The sequence below is a fragment of the Sphingobium chungbukense genome, from assembly GCF_001005725.1.
GTDB lineage: Bacteria > Pseudomonadota > Alphaproteobacteria > Sphingomonadales > Sphingomonadaceae > Sphingobium > Sphingobium chungbukense.
The window spans coordinates 1,035,789-1,053,049 of the sequence record NZ_LBIC01000001.1; the positions used below are offsets into that span (position 1 = coordinate 1,035,789).

The following is a 17,261-nucleotide window of genomic DNA, read 5'->3' on the forward strand; positions in this document are numbered from 1 at the left end:
TCCCTGACGGCCAGGGCAAGGATCAACCGCAGCCGGGCGCTTCGGAGTCCTGATAGAAGTTCTGCACCGCCTGCCATGCCTCCTCGGCCGTTTCCACCCAGGTCAACAGATGGAGGTCCGACGGCGAGATCACGCCCTCGTCGGCCAGCGCTTCGAAATCCACCACCCGGGTCCAGAAATCCTTGCCGAAGAGCAGCACCGGGATCGGCTTCATCTTGCCGGTCTGGATCAGGGTCAGCAACTCGAACATCTCATCGAACGTGCCGAAGCCGCCAGGGAACACCGCCAGAGCCCGCGCCCGCAGCAGGAAGTGCATTTTGCGCAGCGCGAAATAATGGAACTGGAAGCTCAATTCCGGCGTGACGAAGCGGTTGGGCGCCTGCTCATGCGGCAGCACGATATTCATGCCGATGGTGGTCTGGCCGACATCATCCGCGCCGCGATTGGCCGCCTCCATGATCGACGGACCACCGCCCGAGCAGACGACGAAATGGCGGCATCCCGCCTCGTTCACCGGATATTGCGCCGCGATCCGCGCCAGCTTGCGCGCTTCGTCATAATAGCGTGCTTTCCGGCCCAGATTCTCGGCAATGCGCTTCTGCTCCGGCGTCGCCGCCGCATCGATCCGCGCCTGTACCTGGTCGGGTTCGGGAATCCGGGCGGAACCATAGAAGACGAAGGTCGACTCGATCTTCGCCTCGTCCATCAGCAATTGGGGCTTCAGCAATTCGAGCTGGAACCGTATCGGCCGCAGATCCTCCCGCAGCAGGAATTCGGTATCCTGGAAAGCCAGGCGGTAGGCGGCGCTGCTGGTCTGTGGTGTTTCCAGCCCCCTGCGGGCGTCGGCGGCTTCCTGACGGGCGGGGCGGAATTTGCGTTCTTCGATTTCTTTTCTAGTCATTTCCGGAAAGGTAGGATGTCGGGATGACAAAGCCAAGGCGCTTATCCGCAGAAGCCGCCAAACCATTTGGCGCTTAACGGCAAAAGCGCCCTGTCGTCATCAGCGGCAGAACCCGCCTTTTCCGCCCATGTCGAAATGGAAATGGTCGTGATGCGCCGCATTGTAATCGGGGCTGAGCACGGTGCGGAACCGCTTGCAGGCGCTGGCGTGGACGATTTCCAGAAACTGGCGCGTCCGCCTGTCGCCGTTCCAGTCCCTTTCGATCGAAATCCGCCGTCCGTCGCTCAGGACGAAGGCCGACACGTCGATCGCATTGCTGTGCGCATGTTCGCTCAGCTTGCCGCTGCCCGCGATCGGCCGGCAGTTATAGGTGCCGAATGTCTCGATCCTCTCGATCTCCGCGCCCAGGATCAGCCGGGCGGCAGGTTGCACGCCGTAACGCGCCCAGGCCGCGAAATTGGCGGCAAGGCCGCAGGTCATCGCGCCCAGATTGGTCGCGGGAACCCCGATATCGATCAGCTTGACGCTTCCCGTCGCGCTGCATCCGCCACCGAAATTCTGGTCGGGCAGGGGGGTGAAGAGGACCGACTGAGACGTCAGCTTCGCCATGCACTGGCGCAGTTCCATCGATGGCGGCGTGGCCGGGCGCGCCGTCCTCACCGGCTTGGCGGGCCGTTCCACGCGTCCGCGCGGCACCAGGTCGCCGCCGCACCCGGCCAGCGCCAGCACGGCGGCCGACAGGCCCGTAAAACCTATGCCGCGAAGGATCGCTTTCCCCCAAACCCGCTCAATCATGACGGCATGATTTACCACGTCCGGCTGGCTCAAGGGTTAACGGCCGACTCCTTTCATCGCATGCAGACATTCAACTTGACTCTTTGGCCGGAGACTTTAGGGCGGCCAGCGGGCCACGCGGTCCCAACGCCGCGCGTGCTCTCTGTAAGGAGACGCATTACATGACTGATCTGACTGCCGTTGACGCCACCCTTGCGCCTGCTGAAAAGCCCGCCAACCGTCCGGCCCGCCCCTATTTCTCTTCCGGTCCCTGCGCCAAGCCTCCGGGCTGGAGCGCCGACAAGCTGAGCGCGCAATCGCTGGGCCGCTCGCACCGCGCCAAGATCGGCAAGACCCGCCTCGCTTATTGCATCGACCTGATGCGCGAGCTGCTCAACCTGCCCGAAACCCACCGCATCGGCATCGTGCCGGGTTCGGACACCGGCGCCTTCGAAATGGCGATGTGGACCATGCTGGGCGCCCGTCCGGTCACGACGCTGGCCTGGGAAAGCTTCGGCGAAGGCTGGGTGACGGATGCCGCCAAGCAGTTGAAGCTCGATCCGACGATCATCCGCGCCGACTATGGTCAATTGCCCGACCTGAACGGTGTGAACTTCGCCCATGACGTGCTGTTCACCTGGAACGGCACGACCTCGGGCGTGCGCGTTCCCAATGCCGACTGGATTCCGGCCGACCGCGAGGGGCTGACCTTCGCCGACGCCACCAGCGCGGTCTTCGCCTATGAGATCGACTGGACCAAGATCGACGTCGCCACCTTCTCCTGGCAGAAGGTGCTGGGCGGCGAGGGCGGCCATGGCGTGCTGATCCTCGGCCCCCGCGCGGTCGAGCGTCTGGAGACCTACACCCCCGCCTGGCCGCTGCCCAAGGTGTTCCGCCTGATGGCGAAGGGCAAGCTCGCCGAGGGCGTGTTCAAGGGCGAGACGATCAACACCCCCTCCATGCTGGCGGTCGAGGACGCGATCTTCGCGCTGGAATGGGGCAAGTCGATCGGCGGTTCCGCGGGCCTGATCGCGCGCAGCAACGCCAATGCGGCGGCGCTCAACAAGATCGTCGAGGAACGCGACTGGCTGGGCCATCTCGCCGCCGACGAAGCGTCGCGCTCGACCACCAGCGTCTGCCTGACGGTCGAGGGTGCGGACGAAGCCTTCATCAAGAGCTTCGCGGCCCTGCTGGAGAAGGAAGGTGCAGCCTATGACGTCGCGGGCTATCGCGACGCCCCGGCGGGCCTGCGCATCTGGTGCGGCGCGACGGTGGAGACCGCCGACATCGAAGCGCTGGGGCCTTGGCTCGACTGGGCCTATGCGACCGTGAAGGCTGCTTAAACAAACTTCTTCCCATATATCCCGTCATCCCAGCGAAAGCTGGGATCTCAGGCATCTAGGTACGACTTTGCCGCCTGAGATCCTGACTTTCGTCAGGATGACGAATTGCAAGAAAGGCAATTCGTCATGCCCAAGGTACTTATTTCCGACAAGATGGACCCCCGCGCCGCCGCGATCTTCCGTGAACGCGGCGTGGAAGTCGACGAAATCACCGGCAAGACGCCGGAAGAGCTGAAGGCGATCATCGGCCAGTATGACGGCCTTGCGATCCGCAGCTCGACCAAGGTGACGAAGGATATTCTCGACCACGCCACCAACCTCAAGGTCATCGGCCGCGCCGGCATCGGCGTCGACAATGTCGACATCCCGGCCGCCTCGTCCAAGGGCGTGATCGTCATGAACACCCCGTTCGGCAACTCGATCACCACCGCCGAACATGCCATCGCGCTGATGTTCGCGCTGGCCCGCCAACTGCCCGAAGCCAATGCCCAGACGCAGCAGGGCCTGTGGCCGAAGAACGGCTTCATGGGCGTGGAAGTCACCGGTAAGACGCTGGGCCTGATCGGCGCGGGCAACATCGGCTCGATCGTCGCCAGCCGCGCGCTGGGTCTCAAGATGAAGGTCGTTGCGTTCGATCCCTTCCTGACCCCGGAACGCGCCGTCGAAATGGGCGTGGAAAAGGCCGATCTCGACACGCTGCTCAGCAAAGCCGACTTCATCACGCTGCACACGCCGCTGACCGACCAGACCCGCAACATCCTGTCGAAGGAAAATCTGGCCAAGACCAAGAAGGGCGTGCGCATCATCAACTGCGCCCGCGGCGGCCTGATCGACGAAGCCGCGCTCAAGGAAGCGATGGATGCGGGCCATGTCGCTGGCGCCGCGCTCGACGTGTTCGTGACCGAACCGGCGAAGGAATCGCCGCTGTTCGGCACCCCCAACTTCATCTGCACCCCGCATCTGGGCGCATCGACCGACGAGGCGCAGGTCAATGTCGCGCTCCAGGTCGCGGAACAGCTTTCCGACTATCTGCTCGACGGCGGTATCACCAATGCGCTGAACGTGCCGTCGCTGTCGGCTGAGGAAGCCCCGAAGCTCAAGCCCTATATGGCGCTGGCGGAAGAACTGGGCAGCCTTGTCGGCCAGCTCGAAGGCGACCGTATCCAGAGCGTCTCGGTCGAGGTCGAGGGCCATGCCGCCGAACTCAACCAGAAGCCGATCACCGCGGCGGTGCTCGCGGGGCTGATGCGCGTCTATTCGGACACGGTGAACATGGTCAACGCCCCCTTCCTCGCGAAGGAGCGCGGCCTCGATGTTCGTGAGGTCCGCCATGACCGCGAGGGCGATTATCAGACCCTCGTCCGCGTGACCGTGAAGACGGAAAGCGGCGACAAGTCGGTCGCGGGCACCCTCTTCGGCAATGCGCAGGCCCGCCTGGTCGAACTGTTCGGCATCAAGGTCGAAGCCGATCTGGCCGGTCACATGCTCTACATCGTCAACCAGGACGCGCCGGGCTTCATCGGTCGTCTGGGTTCGACGCTGGGCGAGGCGCAGGTCAATATCGGCACCTTCCACCTTGGCCGTCGCAACCAGGGCGGTGAAGCCGTGCTGCTGCTGTCGGTCGACGGCGCGGTGAACGAAACCGTCCTGGCCGACATCTGCAAGCTGGCAGGCGTCAAGACGGTCAAGCTGCTCCGCTTCGCCTGATCAGCTTGTGGTTCGGGCTGGCCTATTGCGAATAATCCGCTAAAGGCCAGCCCATGACCACGATCCCACCCGGCCTCCTCCCCGAAGGACTGTCAGATCGCCTGCCACCGCAGGCAGAGGCGTCCGCGCGCCTCGCGCGCCGTGTGCTCGATACCGTCGCCGGCCATGGCTATGAGCGTGTCATGCCGCCGCTCGCGGAGTTCGAGGATACGCTGGTCGGCCGTTTGAAAACGATGCGCGCGCAGGACCTTGTCCGCGCCATCGACCCCGTTTCCCAACGCAGCCTGGCCCTTCGCCCGGACATGACCGCGCAGGTCGGCCGCATCGCCGCCACGCGCCTTGCCAGCGCGCCGCGCCCGCTGCGCCTGTCCTACGCCGGGCCGGTGATCCGCCTGCGCGCGAATCAGCTTCGGCCCGAGCGCGAACGTTTCCAGATCGGCGCCGAACTGATCGGCAGCGACAGCGCCACCGCCGCCGTCGAAATCGTGAACGTCGCCATAGAGGCCTTGCAGGCCGCGGGCGTCACCGGCATCACCATCGACTTTACCTTGCCGGACCTGATCGACAATCTCGCCGCCGGCCCGCTGCCGCTGGCGCCGGAGGAGATCGAGGCGGTTCGCACGGAACTCGATGCCAAGGATGCGGGTGCACTCGCCGCGATCAGCCCGGCTGCCGCCGCCTATCTTCCGCTGATCGAGGCGACCGGACCGTTCCACGCCGCGATGGAGCGGCTCGAAGCGCTCAATGCCGAGCTTGGCGGCGCGATCGACAGCCGGATCGCCGGCCTGCGCGCCATCGCGAAGCCCATCGGCTGGGACATCACCCTGACGCTCGACCCCACCGAGCGTCATGGCTTCGAATATCAGAACTGGTTCGGCTTCTCGATCTTCGCGGACGGCTTCACGGGGGAGATCGGCCGGGGCGGCAGCTACGCCATCACCCGCGCCGACGGCTCGGACGAACCGGCGATGGGCTTCTCGCTCTATCCCGATCCGTTGATCGACGCGGGCTTTGGTGGCGAAGCGCCCCGGCGCCTGTTCCTGCCGTTGCATCATGACCCGGTGCGAGCCGCCGCGTTGCGGGCGGAGGGCTGGCATAGCATCGCCGCGCTCACAGGGCAGGAAAATGGCGAGACGCTTCGCTGTTCGCACTGGCTCGACGGCGACGAGCCGCGCGCCTATTGACTTTACCGGGCCAGCACGGCTAACGCGCGGCCCGCACACCGGGCGATGCGCCCACCCTATCCCACCGGCATGTCGAGTCCCGTCGAAGGGCATGGCCGGTCCGCGCGGCGGGCGGAGGACTATATCCATGGCAAATGTTACCGTGATCGGCGCTCAATGGGGCGACGAAGGCAAAGGCAAGATCGTCGACTGGCTGTCGGAACGCGCGGACGTCGTCGCCCGCTTCCAGGGCGGCCACAATGCGGGCCACACACTGGTCGTGGGCGAGAATGTCTACAAGCTTTCGCTGCTCCCCTCGGGCATCGTGCGGGGCACGCTGTCGGTGATCGGCAATGGCGTGGTGCTGGACCCCTGGCACTTCCGCGATGAAGTCGCCAAGCTGAAGGGGCAGGGGGTGGAGATCACGCCCGACAACCTTCAGATCGCGGAAACCTGCCCGCTGATCCTGCCTTTCCACCGCGACCTGGATGGCCTGCGCGAGGATGCGTCGGGCGCGGGCAAGATCGGCACGACCCGTCGCGGCATCGGCCCGGCCTATGAGGACAAGGTCGGCCGCCGCGCCATCCGCGTCTGCGACCTTTTCCATCTCGACGATCTCGGCCCGCAGCTCGATCGTCTGACCGCGCATCACGACGCGCTGCGCGCCGGGTTCAACGAAGCCCCGATCGACCGCGATGCATTGATGGCCGAGCTGCGCGACATCGCCAGTTTCATCCTGCCCTTCGCCAAGCCGGTCTGGCTGACGCTGAACGACGCCAAGTCCAAGGGCAAGCGCATCCTGTTCGAAGGTGCACAGGGCACGCTGCTCGACATCGACCATGGCACCTATCCGTTCGTCACCTCCTCCAACACGGTTGCGGGCACGGCGGCAAGCGGCACCGGCCTTGGCCCGTCGGGCGCGGGCTTCGTGCTGGGCATCGTCAAGGCCTATACGACGCGCGTCGGTTCAGGACCGTTCCCCACCGAACTGGAGGACGAAACCGGCCAGCGCCTGGGCGAGCGAGGCCATGAATTCGGCACCGTCACCGGCCGCAAGCGCCGTTGCGGCTGGTTCGACGCCGTGCTGGTGCGCCAGTCGGTCGCGGTGTCGGGCGTGACCGGCATCGCGCTCACCAAGCTGGACGTGCTGGACGGTTTCGACGAACTGAAAATCTGCGTCGGTTACAAGATCGGCGATCAGAGCTTCGATTACCTCCCCGCCCATGCGCAGGATCAGGCGAAGGCCGAGCCGGTGTATGAAACGATCGAAGGCTGGCAGGACACGACCGCGGGCGCCCGCAGTTGGGCCGACCTTCCGGCGCAGGCGATCAAATATATCCGCCGCATCGAGGAACTGGTCGGCTGCCCGGTCACGCTCGTCTCCACAAGCCCCGAGCGCGAGGACACCATCCTCGTGCGCGATCCGTTCGCGGACTGATCCGATGGCGGGCGATCGCTTCGAGCGGCACAAGCAGCCCTGGACGGCGGACGAGCTGCAAAAGCTCCATACGCTGGCGAAGAAGGGCATGGCGCTCAAGGCGATCGCCAAGGCCCTCACCCGCAGCGAGGAATCGGTCAAGGCCCGCGCCAAACAGGACGGGCTTTCCATCGCCAAGCTGCGCTAGGGCCAATCGACATTCAGCCCTGACGGCCTGCAAATGGCGCTTTCCCGTGCTTCCGGTGCTCACGTACTTTTAGTACGCTCCGCTCCGGGTCACGAAAAACCACCATTTTCGTCTCGTCATCATCTGAATGTCGATTGGCCCTAGAGCGGTTTGCGATCTGATGGAATCGGATCGGCCGCTCCATTTCTTTGTTTTACCGCGATTTCTTAACCGTCTGATGATGCCATCCGACTGGAAATCGCTCCAGGGCTGGACGCCGTCGAGCGCCAATGCGACATTCTTCTGAACATCAGGAGAGTCTCCCATGGCGCTTGATATCCTTGTCCTTTACGGCTCCTATCGTCGGGGTCGCCTCGGCATCCGTCTGGCGGATTATCTGATCCGGGGCTTCCAGCAACTGGGCCACAAGGCCGAACTGATCGACGCGCAGGCAATTGGCTTGCCCATGCTCGATCTACGCTACAGCGACTATCCGCCGGGCGAAGCGCCTGCCGCCATGGCCGCCCTGTCCGAACGCCTGACCGCCGCCGATGCCTTTGTCTTCGTCGCGGGGGAATATAATCGCGGCGTCCAGCCTGGCCTCAAGAACCTCACCGACCATTTCCTCAAGGAATTCGACCGTCGCCCGGCGGGCGTCGCCAGCTATTCCATGGGCCGCTTCGCCGGGGTCAACAGCCACGCCAACTGGACGGTGACGCTCAATGCCATGGGCATGACCGTCATTCCCGATCGCCTCAGCGTCGGGCAGATCGGCGACACGCTGGATGCCCAAGCCCGTCCCCATGGGGAAAGCGGCGCGGCGCTGGAGCGCGGCTTTGCCAGTTTCGCCCGCACCCTGGTCTATTGGGCCGAAGCCGTGGCGCGTTGACGCAGCCGCTGGACCTCAGGACCGCTTTTCCTCGTCCACCATATCGGATGCCAGCTCCAGTCCGGCGCGACCATGGGATGCGGTATGGGCGGGTGCCTTGGGGTGCGGTACATAATCCGGCTCCTCGACCTCCAGCATCCCCTCCCATTTGGTGATGACGGACGTGGCGATCGCGTTGCCCAGTACGTTGGTCGCGGTACGGCCCATGTCCATGAAATGGTCCACGGCCAGGATGAAGGCGACGCCCTCTACCGGCAGGTCGAACTGCCCCAGCGTCGCCGCCACCACCACAAGGCTGGCGCGGGGCACGGCGGCGATTCCCTTGCTGGTCACCATCAGCACCAGCAGGATGGTGATCTGCGTCGCGATCGGCAGATCGATGCCATAGGCCTGGGCGATGAAGATCGTCGCGAAAGTCGAATACATCATCGACCCGTCAAGGTTGAAACTGTAGCCCAGCGGCAGCACGAAACTGTATATCCGCCGCGGCACGCCGAAGCGGTCGAGCTGCTCCAGCATCTTGGGATAGGCCGCTTCCGAGGATGCTGTGGAAAAGGCGATCAATACCGGCTCGCGCACATAACGGACCAGCGTCAGCATCCGCTTGCCCAGGAATGCCGATCCCGCTGCAAACAGCAGCAGCCACAGGGCCATGAGCGCCAGATAGAATTCGCCCACCAACTGCCCGAAGGTCTTGAGTACACCCAGCCCCTCGGTGGTGATCACCGATGCCAACGCTCCGAACACGGCCAGCGGCGCCATGCGCATGACATAGCCGGTGACCTGCAACATCAGTTCGACCATCGCCTCGATCACGGTGACGATCGGCTTGCCCTTTTCGCCGATGGCGGTCAGCGCGACGCCGACGAACAGCGAGAAGACGACGATCTGCAGGATCGAATTTTCCGCCATGGCCCCGACCATGGAGGTCGGGAAGACATGCAGGATGAAGTCACGGAAGTTGAGCGCTTCGGTATTGACCCCCGAATCCGCGCCCGAGCGGACGAGGTTCAGCCCTTCGCCCGGCGCGAAGAAATTGACGAAGACGAGGCCCAGGGTCAGCGAGATCAGGCTGGCGATGATGAACCAGGCAAGGGCGCGCCCGCCGATTCGGCCGAGCGCCGCGCTGTCGCCCATATGGGCGATGCCGGCGACCAGGGTGGAAAAGACCAGCGGCGCGATGATCATCTTGATGAGATGCAGGAAGATGTCGGCCAGCAGGTGGAAATAACCCGCTACATCCTTTGCCAGGGCCTTGTCGCCGCCCACCCACAAATTGGTCGCAAAGCCCACGATCACCCCGAGAATCATGCCCGTCAGGATGAACGCCGTCAGTCGATTTCGCATGCAATTCCTCTAACCCGTGCCCGCCACAGCGACACCTAACAGGCGCACGGCACCCCCGCAATCGAGGTGGGCCGACCCGCTTATCCCGTTGAACGAACGACGCAGCATATTCCGCGCGCGTTTATTTCATGTCCGGCCGCCGCCGGCGCGGGGCGGGGCAGGTCAAGGGTATAGCAATCCCTCGTGCCAGCCGTCGCCGGTCCGCTCGAACAGGCGGCGTTCGTGCAGGCGATGCTCCCGATCCTGCCAGAATTCGATGCGTTCCGGTTTGACCCGAAAGCCCGACCAATGGGGCGGCCTGGGCACTGGCCCACCCTCGAACCGCAAGCTCGCCTCCTCATAGCGGGCCATGAACAGATCGCGGGATTCCAGCGGGCGCGACTGGTCCGAGGCCCAGGCGCCAAGCTGGCTGTCCCGGCTGCGCGTCGCGAAATAGGCATCGGCGGTGGCGTCGTCGACCGGACCCACCGGCCCCTCGATCCGGATCTGGCGCCGCAGCGATTTCCAGTGGAACAGTAGCGCCGCATGGGGATTGGCGTGCAGATCCTCCGCCTTGCGCCCTTCGAAATTGGTATAGAAGATGAACCCGTCCGGCCCATGCCCCTTGAGCAACACCATCCGCACCGACGGCCGCCCGCGTGCATCGGCGGTGGCGAGCGCCATGGCATTGCTGTCGTTGATCTCGGTTTCGCGTGCCTCATCGTACCAGGCGGCGAACAGGGCAAAGGGATCGGTCATACGCGCCGGTCTACGCGCGCCGAAAAGCCTTGTCGATAAGGCTTTCCCACGCTTGAACCATTCCGCACCTTTCGCCACATAGGGCGCGAACGGGTTTTTATTGCAAGAGGATGTGTTACCGCCCATGGCCGACCCTTATTCCACATTGGGCGTGGCGCGCAGCGCGAGCGAGGCCGAGATCAAGTCCGCCTATCGCAAGCTGGCCAAGGAGCTGCATCCTGACCGGAACAAGGACAATCCCCAGGCAGCGGAGAAATTTTCCGCCGCGACCAGCGCCTATGACCTCTTGTCGGACAAGGACAAGCGTGCCCGCTTCGATCGGGGCGAGATAGACGGCGACGGCAATCCGACTGCGCCCTTCGGCTTTGGTGGCGGTGGGGGAGGCTTTCGCGGGCATCCGGGCGGCCAGGGCGGCGGCTTCGAATTCAACGGCGGCGGCGCGGATTTCGGCGATATTTTCGAAGGGCTGTTCGGCGGCGGTACGGGGCGTCGCGGTGGCGGCGGAGGGGGCTTTGGCGGCTTCGGCCGTGGCGCGCCGCCGCAAAAGGGCGCGAACGTCACCTATCGCCTGGCCGTCCAGTTTGTCGACGCCGCAACCCTCGCGCCGCAGCGGATAACGCTTCAGGACGGCAAGACCATCGACCTGAAATTGCCCGCGGGGGTTGAAACAGGCACGCAGATGCGCCTTTCCGGCAAGGGCCAGCAAGGACCCGGTGGCGCGGGTGACGCCATCGTCACGATCGAGGTGAAGCCTCATGCCTTCTTCACCCGCGACGGCGACAATGTGTTGCTGGAACTGCCGATCACGCTCGATGAAGCCGTGAAGGGCGCGAAGGTCAAGGTTCCCACGGTCGACGGTCCCGTCATGCTGGGTGTGCCCGCGGGCACCTCCTCCGGCAAGACGCTGCGCCTGCGCGGCAAGGGTTTTACCGGCAAGACCGGCCAGCGCGGCGACCAGCTCGTTACCCTGCTGATCGACGTGCCCGCCGACGATCCGGCGATCCAGGCGCTGGTCGAAAGCTGGCAGGACAGCCGCGCCGTGCGGACCCATCTCGGCGTCTGAGGGGTTAGGAGGGAATGCCGCAACCCTCGCCCCTGTCTCCCGAGTCCCGTCGCAAGCATATCGCGGAAGAAGCCCGCATCCATTTCAACCGCCATATCGACCGGGTACGGCCTGGCAGCCACGCCTTTGAAATCGCCAAGCGCGTGGCCGTCGGCACCTATAGCGACGGCTTCATCCATGCCGGGAACCTCGCCTATCTTTCGTTGATGACATTGTTTCCCTTCTTCATCGTGGCGGCGGCGGTGGCGAGCATCTTCGGCCATTCGCAGGATGGGCTGGCGGCGGTCAGGGCCTTTCTGGAAACCGTGCCGCCAGGTGTCGCGGATGTCGTGCGGCAACCGATCATCGACGTGCTGAACGCCCGCACCGGGCCGCTGCTCTGGCTGGGGGGGCTGGTCGGCCTGTGGACCGTCGGCAGCCTCATCGAGACGATCCGCGACATATTGCGCCGCGCCTATGGCACAAAGAGCACGCGCCCCTTCTGGCATTATCGCCTGACCGCCATCGGCATCACGCTGGTCAGCGTTTTCGCGGTGATGTTCGCCTTCTCGATGCAGGTGATCATCACCGGCATCGACCAGTTCCTGCACCAGATATTGCCTTTCGCCGACCAGGCGATCCAGATCGTCGCCCTGACCAAGCTGGTGCCGATGGCGATCCTGTGCGTCGCCCTCTATTCTCTCTACGTCTCCCTGACCCCCAGCCTGTACAAGGACCCCTGCTTCCCCAAATGGCCCGGCGCCCTCGCCACGGCGCTGTGGTGGTATGGCGTCACCCTGTTATTGCCGCCCACGCTTTCCCTCCTGGGCGGTTACGATCGCACCTATGGCAGTCTGGCCGGCGTGATGATCACGCTTATTTTCTTCTTCCTTGTCGGGCTTGGCGTGGTAATTGGCGCGGAATTGAATGCGGCGCTGGCGGAGTTCCCGGAAGAGGAAGCCGCCACCGTCGCGCAGGTCGACAAAGGGAATGGAACGACGAAATGACAGGCTTGATGGCGGGAAAACGCGGTCTGATCATGGGACTGGCGAACGACAAGTCGCTGGCCTGGGGCATATCGAAGGCGCTGCATGCGCAGGGCGCGGAACTGGCTTTCTCCTATCAGGGCGATGCGCTGGCCAAGCGGGTCCGGCCGCTGGCGGAGGAACTCGGTTCCGATTTCCTGATCGACTGCGACGTGTCGGACATGGAAAAGCTCGACGCCGCCTTTGACGAGATCAAGGCGAAGTGGGGCAGGCTGGACTTCGTGGTCCACGCGATCGGCTTTTCCGACAAGAACGAACTGCGTGGGCTTTATGTCGACACCAGCCTGGAAAATTTCCTGCTGACGATGAACATCTCCGCCTACAGCTTCGTCGCCGTCGCAAAGCGGGCGCGTGCGCTGATGGCGGAGGGCGGCAGCCTGCTGACGCTCAGCTATTATGGCGCGGAAAAGGTGATTCCCCATTACAACGTCATGGGCGTGGCCAAGGCGGCACTGGAAACCAGCGTCAAATATCTGGCGATGGACCTGGGGCCGGAGGGTATCCGCGTGAACGCCATCTCCGCCGGACCGATCAAGACGCTGGCCGCGAGCGGTATCGGCGATTTCCGCTACATCATGAAGTGGAACGAGCTGAACAGCCCGCTTCGCCGCAATGTGACGATCGAGGACGTGGGCGGCGCCGGCCTCTATTTGTTGTCCGATCTGGCATCGGGCGTGACCGGCGAAGTCCACCATGTCGATGCGGGCTACAATGTCATCGGCATGAAGGCAGAAGACGCCCCCGACATCGCGCTCGACAAATGAGTGATGAAGGTAGCCTGCCCATAGGTTTCTATAATTTAGGGGTGGGTTACCTTGATGTGGCGCGTGCAGCGTCAAAAGGCGGCGATGTCTGGTTATTCCATGATCCGTTCGAGTTCTTAGTGGCGCATGGCTTAGAACTGATTTTCAAAGCAGATCGTCGCCGGGAGCTGAGTGTGGAGCATGTGCGACGGCAATACGGACATTCCCTGCCTAAATTATTTGATGACCTCAGTGCTGATTTTAAGAATAAGTTTCAGGTCGGAGATGATCTGAAATTCCTGGTCAATCATTTGGACTTGGGGCATTCAGGCCCGAATTGGCGGAATCGTTATCTTGAAACGGGTTATCGTGCCAATGTGCCGTCTCTGCCATCCATGCTTGAGATAGTAGCTCCCTTCACCACCATTGATCGTCGCTGGCTTTCAAACCATTTTGTCGGGCAAATAGCATGAGCTTCAACACCTTCGGCCGCGTCTTCCGCTTCTCGACCTGGGGTGAGTCCCACGGTCCCGCCATCGGCGCGATGGTCGACGGCTGCCCTCCGGGCCTGCCGCTCAGCGAAGCCGACATCCAGCCGTTCCTCGACAAGCGCAAGCCCGGCACGTCGAAATTCACCACCCAGCGCCGCGAACCCGATGAAGTGCGCATCCTCTCGGGTGTGTTCGAGGGCCGGACCACGGGTACCCCGATCAGCCTGATGATCGAGAATAAAGACCAGCGGTCCAAGGATTACAGCGAAGTCGCCAAGGCCTATCGCCCCGGCCATGCCGACTATGCCTATGATGCCAAATATGGCTTTCGCGATTATCGCGGCGGCGGGCGGTCCTCGGCGCGCGAAACCGCCAGCCGGGTGGCGGCGGGGGCGGTGGCGCGGCTCGTCATCCCCGATGTCGACATCTTCGCCTATGTCAGCGAGATCGGCGGCGACGCCATCGACCATGCCCGCTTCGACGCGAGCGAGATCGACAACAATCCCTTCTTCTGCCCCGACCCGGAAGCGGCGAAGCGCTGGGAGAAGCTGGTCGATGATGCCCGCAAGGACGGTTCCTCGCTCGGCGCGGTGGTCGAATGTATTGCCAGCGGCGTTCCGGCGGGCTGGGGCGCACCGCTCTATGCCAAGCTCGACAGCGAACTCGCCGCCGCGATGATGAGCATCAATGCGGTCAAGGGCGTGGAAATCGGTGACGGTTTCGCCGCCGCCCGCCTGCGCGGCGAAGAGAATGCCGACCCGATGCGGCCCAATGCCGAAGGGGGTAAGGACGGTAATCCGGTCTTCCTCGCCAACCATGCCGGCGGGATCGCGGGCGGCATCTCCACCGGCCAGCCGGTCAAGGTCCGCATCGCCTTCAAGCCGACCAGCTCGATCCTGATCCCGGTCGAGACCGTCACGCGGGAAGGCGCCGCGTCGGAGATCATCACCAAGGGCCGTCACGACCCCTGCGTCGGCATTCGCGGCGTGCCGGTCGTCGAAGCGATGATGGCGCTGGTGCTGGCCGACCAGAAGCTGCTCCATCGCGCGCAATGCGGAGCGGATTGAAAGCGCCGAATCGAGCCATAATTCCGGCAAAGACGCGATTCCCGCGAGACGACTCAGCCGATCTGCGGTAACATCTTCGTTACAGATCGCCCGCGGGAGGGCGAGCGGCAGTGCGTAAGCCTGGGGAGCGTCATCATGCCTTGCATGGATTGACGGTCAAAACGTCCCCTTCAGCCGCGAACACGGGCCAGCCATGCAACCATGGCTGGCCCATTTCGTTTCATCGCCGCCAGGAAAGGCGAACTTCGCCAGGACCAATTCCGCCCGACCGGCCCTGTCCCGGCGCCGGCCGCGGCGTCATGATGACGGGGAAACACCAAAGGATCGTCCGTGACCAGCCTGCCCTTCATCCAGGTCGATGCCTTCGCTGATGCCCCTTTCACCGGCAATCCGGCCGCGGTCATGCCGCTTGGCCGATGGCTGGACGACGCCACGCTTCAGGCGATCGCGGCGGAGAACAATCTCTCCGAAACCGCCTTCACCGTGCCCACGCCCGACGATCCCGACGCGGACTATGCGCTGCGCTGGTTCACCCCCGATGTGGAGGTCAAGCTGTGCGGCCATGCCACGTTGGCGAGCGGCCATGTGCTGATGGGCGGCCGTACCGCCGTCCACTTCCGCACGACGCATGCGGGGGTGCTCACCGTATCGCGCGATCGCGACGGCTATGCGCTCTCGCTCCCGGCCTGGACGACCGACCCCAGGCCGCTGCCCGACCTTGCCGCAGCGATGGGCGGCGATGTCCTCGAAACCCGTTGGCGCGAGGGCGGCTACGCGATCTTCGTCTATTCCGACGCCGCCGCGATCCGTGCGCTGCAACCCGATTTCGCGACGCTCAAAAAGGCCGGAAGCATCCTCCTCATCGCGACCGCGCCCAGCGAGGACAGCGATATGATCAGCCGCGTCTTCGTCCCCGGCGCGGGCATAGACGAAGACCCCGTCACCGGCTCGGCCCACTGCCTGCTCACCCCCTATTGGGCCAGGCGGCTCGATAAGACCAAGCTCGTTGCGTTTCAGGCGTCCCGGCGCGGGGGACGCCTATTGTGTCGCCTTTCCGGCAACCGGGTGATCCTGACGGGGGCTTGCCGGACGGTGATCGAAGGCAATTTCCTGCTTTAAGCAGGACTGCTTCTGGCCATTTGCGGACATGAGTTCTCCGTCACCCCGGACTTGATCCGGGGTCCCGCTTTCTTCTCTCGTGCGCGTTTGGCCCAAGGCAGCGGGACGCCGGGTCAAGCCCGGGGCGATGAAACGGGGAACGTTCGCTCTCCACCCTCAACGCGAATAAAGCCCCACCAGCTTCGCCAGTCCTTCCTTCACGACCTCCCGCTGCGCCTTGTCCGGCGACATGCCCAGCCGCACCACGGTCAGCCGCTGCGAGGGCGACACCAATATATATTGCCCATCATGTCCGACGCAGCCGAACAGGCTCCGCGGCGCCTGCCCCGGCATCAACGCGCTTTCCTCGCTGTCCCGGTTGAGCCACAGATGTGCCCCATAGGCTGCGTTGCGCGGCGAGGGCGTGCGCATATAGTCGATCCACTTTTCCGGCACGATCTGGTGCCCCACCACCCCGCGCCCATGGTTGCGCAGCAACTCCCCGAAGCGGGCATAATCCCGCGCCGTCATATGCATGAAGCTGCCCCCGATCATCGTGCCCGCCGCATCATATTCCACGGTCAGGCTGTCGAGCCGTGCAGGAATCTTCAGCCGCCCGTCGATGAACATCTGCATCGCCCGCCGCCGCACGTCGGGATCGGCGCTGTCGGTCAGCATCCGCGCCATCAGGTCGCTGAGGATGATCGTGCTGCCGGTCGAATAGGAAAAGGCCGAACCCGGCCTGTGGGCGAGCGGCTTGGCCTCGGCAAAGGCGCCCATGTCCTGTGCCCCGTCGGTGAACAGCATGCGTACCGTATCGGCCTCGGCCAGGGGCTCGGTATCTTCGACATGGTCGAGGCCGGAGGTCATGGCCAGCAACTGCCGCAGGGTGATCCGTCCCCGCGGATCGCCCGGCTGACCCCAGGCTGCCACCGGCACCGGCGAATCGAGCGCCAACCGTCCGTCGGACACCATCAGCCCGATCAGGACCGCCGTCACGCTCTTGGCCATGGACCAGGACAGCAGCTTCGTTTGAGGCCCGAATCCCGGCGCATAGCGTTCGGCCACGATCTTTCCGTCATGCATGACGATCAGCGCCCGCGTCTCGCCCGCCTCGCTGTCGAACAGCGGATCGATCGCCGCGCCGAGCGCGGCCGCATCCACATCGGAATCGCCGCCGATCCGGACGATGGGTTCCGGCCCGGCGGCGTGCACGGTCCACAGGCCCGCCACCGCGAGCATGGCCAAAATGCCGCCGATCGCGCCAAGGCGCTTTACGCTTTTCCGCTCAAGCCTCATAAGCCGCGG

At 64.2% G+C, this 17,261-nt stretch carries 17 protein-coding genes; 12 read left to right on the forward strand and 5 right to left on the reverse strand.

Annotated features, from left to right (window positions below; translation table 11 throughout):
* Positions 1 to 22: 22 nt before the first annotated feature.
* Together YP76_RS05205 and YP76_RS05210 are read right to left on the reverse strand one after the other, a co-directional pair.
* Positions 23 to 901 (reverse strand): LOG family protein, encoded by an 879-nt coding sequence (locus YP76_RS05205; protein ID WP_046762452.1) that lies wholly within the window; start codon positions 899 to 901, stop codon positions 23 to 25.
* 99 nt (positions 902 to 1,000) lie between these two features.
* Positions 1,001 to 1,696: an extensin family protein gene (locus tag YP76_RS05210; RefSeq protein ID WP_046762657.1), complete on the reverse strand. Its 696-nt coding sequence runs from the start codon at positions 1,694 to 1,696 to the stop codon at positions 1,001 to 1,003.
* A gap of 161 nt (positions 1,697 to 1,857) precedes the next feature.
* On the opposite strand from YP76_RS05210, the gene YP76_RS05215 reads away from it, so the two are divergent.
* From YP76_RS05215 to YP76_RS05245, 6 genes are all read left to right on the forward strand, one after another.
* Positions 1,858 to 3,018 (forward strand): phosphoserine transaminase, encoded by a 1,161-nt coding sequence (locus YP76_RS05215; protein WP_046762453.1) that lies wholly within the window; start codon positions 1,858 to 1,860, stop codon positions 3,016 to 3,018.
* 126 nt (positions 3,019 to 3,144) lie between these two features.
* A complete protein-coding gene (gene serA, locus YP76_RS05220) occupies positions 3,145 to 4,725 on the forward strand; it encodes a phosphoglycerate dehydrogenase (RefSeq protein WP_046762454.1) in 1,581 nt (526 codons plus the stop codon).
* Positions 4,726 to 4,778: 53 nt separating this feature from the next.
* Positions 4,779 to 5,909: an ATP phosphoribosyltransferase regulatory subunit gene (locus YP76_RS05225; protein ID WP_046762455.1), complete on the forward strand. Its 1,131-nt coding sequence runs from the start codon at positions 4,779 to 4,781 to the stop codon at positions 5,907 to 5,909.
* Between the two features lie 127 nt (positions 5,910 to 6,036).
* On the forward strand, positions 6,037 to 7,326 hold the full coding sequence (locus YP76_RS05230; protein ID WP_046762456.1) for an adenylosuccinate synthase: 1,290 nt from the start codon (positions 6,037 to 6,039) through the stop codon (positions 7,324 to 7,326).
* Positions 7,327 to 7,330: 4 nt separating this feature from the next.
* Positions 7,331 to 7,513 carry a hypothetical protein gene (locus tag YP76_RS05235; RefSeq protein WP_021245469.1) on the forward strand — a complete coding sequence of 61 codons (183 nt, stop codon included), beginning with the start codon at positions 7,331 to 7,333 and terminating at the stop codon, positions 7,511 to 7,513.
* A 304-nt stretch (positions 7,514 to 7,817) separates the two neighbouring features.
* Positions 7,818 to 8,381 (forward strand): NADPH-dependent FMN reductase, encoded by a 564-nt coding sequence (locus tag YP76_RS05245; protein WP_046762458.1) that lies wholly within the window; start codon positions 7,818 to 7,820, stop codon positions 8,379 to 8,381.
* Positions 8,382 to 8,396: 15 nt separating this feature from the next.
* Here the strand turns inward: YP76_RS05245 and YP76_RS05250 are convergent, their stop codons facing one another.
* Both YP76_RS05250 and pdxH read right to left on the reverse strand, forming a co-directional pair.
* Positions 8,397 to 9,728 carry a dicarboxylate/amino acid:cation symporter gene (locus YP76_RS05250; RefSeq protein WP_046762459.1) on the reverse strand — a complete coding sequence of 444 codons (1,332 nt, stop codon included), beginning with the start codon at positions 9,726 to 9,728 and terminating at the stop codon, positions 8,397 to 8,399.
* 162 nt (positions 9,729 to 9,890) lie between these two features.
* Positions 9,891 to 10,466: a pyridoxamine 5'-phosphate oxidase gene (gene pdxH / locus YP76_RS05255; RefSeq protein ID WP_046762460.1), complete on the reverse strand. Its 576-nt coding sequence runs from the start codon at positions 10,464 to 10,466 to the stop codon at positions 9,891 to 9,893.
* Between the two features lie 124 nt (positions 10,467 to 10,590).
* Here pdxH and YP76_RS05260 point away from each other — a divergent pair, with 124 nt between their 5' ends.
* The 6 genes from YP76_RS05260 (at position 10,591) to YP76_RS05280 (ending at position 15,974) form a co-directional block, all read left to right on the forward strand.
* Entirely contained in the window at positions 10,591 to 11,529 is a 939-nt protein-coding gene (locus tag YP76_RS05260) for a DnaJ C-terminal domain-containing protein (RefSeq protein ID WP_046762461.1), read from the forward strand.
* Between the two features lie 14 nt (positions 11,530 to 11,543).
* Positions 11,544 to 12,515, forward strand: a complete 972-nt coding sequence (locus YP76_RS05265) for a YihY/virulence factor BrkB family protein (RefSeq protein WP_046762462.1) — start codon at positions 11,544 to 11,546, stop codon at positions 12,513 to 12,515.
* The gene (fabI, locus tag YP76_RS05270; RefSeq protein ID WP_046762463.1) at positions 12,512 to 13,318 is read left to right on the forward strand and encodes an enoyl-ACP reductase FabI; all 807 of its coding nucleotides are present in this window, start codon (positions 12,512 to 12,514) and stop codon (positions 13,316 to 13,318) included. The genes YP76_RS05265 and fabI overlap by 4 nt, the downstream gene beginning before the upstream one ends.
* Positions 13,315 to 13,770 (forward strand): hypothetical protein, encoded by a 456-nt coding sequence (locus tag YP76_RS27585; protein ID WP_157035662.1) that lies wholly within the window; start codon positions 13,315 to 13,317, stop codon positions 13,768 to 13,770. Before fabI ends, YP76_RS27585 begins: the two co-directional genes overlap by 4 nt.
* Positions 13,767 to 14,855 (forward strand): chorismate synthase, encoded by a 1,089-nt coding sequence (gene aroC, locus YP76_RS05275; protein ID WP_046762464.1) that lies wholly within the window; start codon positions 13,767 to 13,769, stop codon positions 14,853 to 14,855. The genes YP76_RS27585 and aroC overlap by 4 nt, the downstream gene beginning before the upstream one ends.
* A 330-nt stretch (positions 14,856 to 15,185) precedes the next feature.
* Positions 15,186 to 15,974, forward strand: a complete 789-nt coding sequence (locus YP76_RS05280; protein ID WP_046762465.1) for a PhzF family phenazine biosynthesis protein — start codon at positions 15,186 to 15,188, stop codon at positions 15,972 to 15,974.
* A gap of 156 nt (positions 15,975 to 16,130) precedes the next feature.
* On the opposite strand, the gene YP76_RS05285 is transcribed toward YP76_RS05280, so the two are convergent.
* Complete coding sequence (locus YP76_RS05285; protein ID WP_046762466.1) at positions 16,131 to 17,252, reverse strand: serine hydrolase domain-containing protein; 1,122 nt, start codon at positions 17,250 to 17,252, stop codon at positions 16,131 to 16,133.
* Between the last annotated feature and the right edge of the window lie 9 nt (positions 17,253 to 17,261).

What these genes read in the sequence shown, in the direction of transcription:
- YP76_RS05205 (WP_046762452.1), bottom strand. Translation starts at nt 901, where the DNA reads ATGACTAGAAAAGAAATCGAAGAACGCAAATTCCGCCCCGCCCGTCAG.
- YP76_RS05210 (WP_046762657.1), bottom strand. Translation starts at nt 1,696, where the DNA reads ATGATTGAGCGGGTTTGGGGGAAAGCGATCCTTCGCGGCATAGGTTTT.
- YP76_RS05215 (WP_046762453.1), top strand. Translation starts at nt 1,858, where the DNA reads ATGACTGATCTGACTGCCGTTGACGCCACCCTTGCGCCTGCTGAAAAG.
- serA (WP_046762454.1), top strand. Translation starts at nt 3,145, where the DNA reads ATGCCCAAGGTACTTATTTCCGACAAGATGGACCCCCGCGCCGCCGCG.
- YP76_RS05225 (WP_046762455.1), top strand. Translation starts at nt 4,779, where the DNA reads ATGACCACGATCCCACCCGGCCTCCTCCCCGAAGGACTGTCAGATCGC.
- YP76_RS05230 (WP_046762456.1), top strand. Translation starts at nt 6,037, where the DNA reads ATGGCAAATGTTACCGTGATCGGCGCTCAATGGGGCGACGAAGGCAAA.
- YP76_RS05235 (WP_021245469.1), top strand. Translation starts at nt 7,331, where the DNA reads ATGGCGGGCGATCGCTTCGAGCGGCACAAGCAGCCCTGGACGGCGGAC.
- YP76_RS05245 (WP_046762458.1), top strand. Translation starts at nt 7,818, where the DNA reads ATGGCGCTTGATATCCTTGTCCTTTACGGCTCCTATCGTCGGGGTCGC.
- YP76_RS05250 (WP_046762459.1), bottom strand. Translation starts at nt 9,728, where the DNA reads ATGCGAAATCGACTGACGGCGTTCATCCTGACGGGCATGATTCTCGGG.
- pdxH (WP_046762460.1), bottom strand. Translation starts at nt 10,466, where the DNA reads ATGACCGATCCCTTTGCCCTGTTCGCCGCCTGGTACGATGAGGCACGC.
- YP76_RS05260 (WP_046762461.1), top strand. Translation starts at nt 10,591, where the DNA reads ATGGCCGACCCTTATTCCACATTGGGCGTGGCGCGCAGCGCGAGCGAG.
- YP76_RS05265 (WP_046762462.1), top strand. Translation starts at nt 11,544, where the DNA reads ATGCCGCAACCCTCGCCCCTGTCTCCCGAGTCCCGTCGCAAGCATATC.
- fabI (WP_046762463.1), top strand. Translation starts at nt 12,512, where the DNA reads ATGACAGGCTTGATGGCGGGAAAACGCGGTCTGATCATGGGACTGGCG.
- YP76_RS27585 (WP_157035662.1), top strand. Translation starts at nt 13,315, where the DNA reads ATGAGTGATGAAGGTAGCCTGCCCATAGGTTTCTATAATTTAGGGGTG.
- aroC (WP_046762464.1), top strand. Translation starts at nt 13,767, where the DNA reads ATGAGCTTCAACACCTTCGGCCGCGTCTTCCGCTTCTCGACCTGGGGT.
- YP76_RS05285 (WP_046762466.1), bottom strand. Translation starts at nt 17,252, where the DNA reads ATGAGGCTTGAGCGGAAAAGCGTAAAGCGCCTTGGCGCGATCGGCGGC.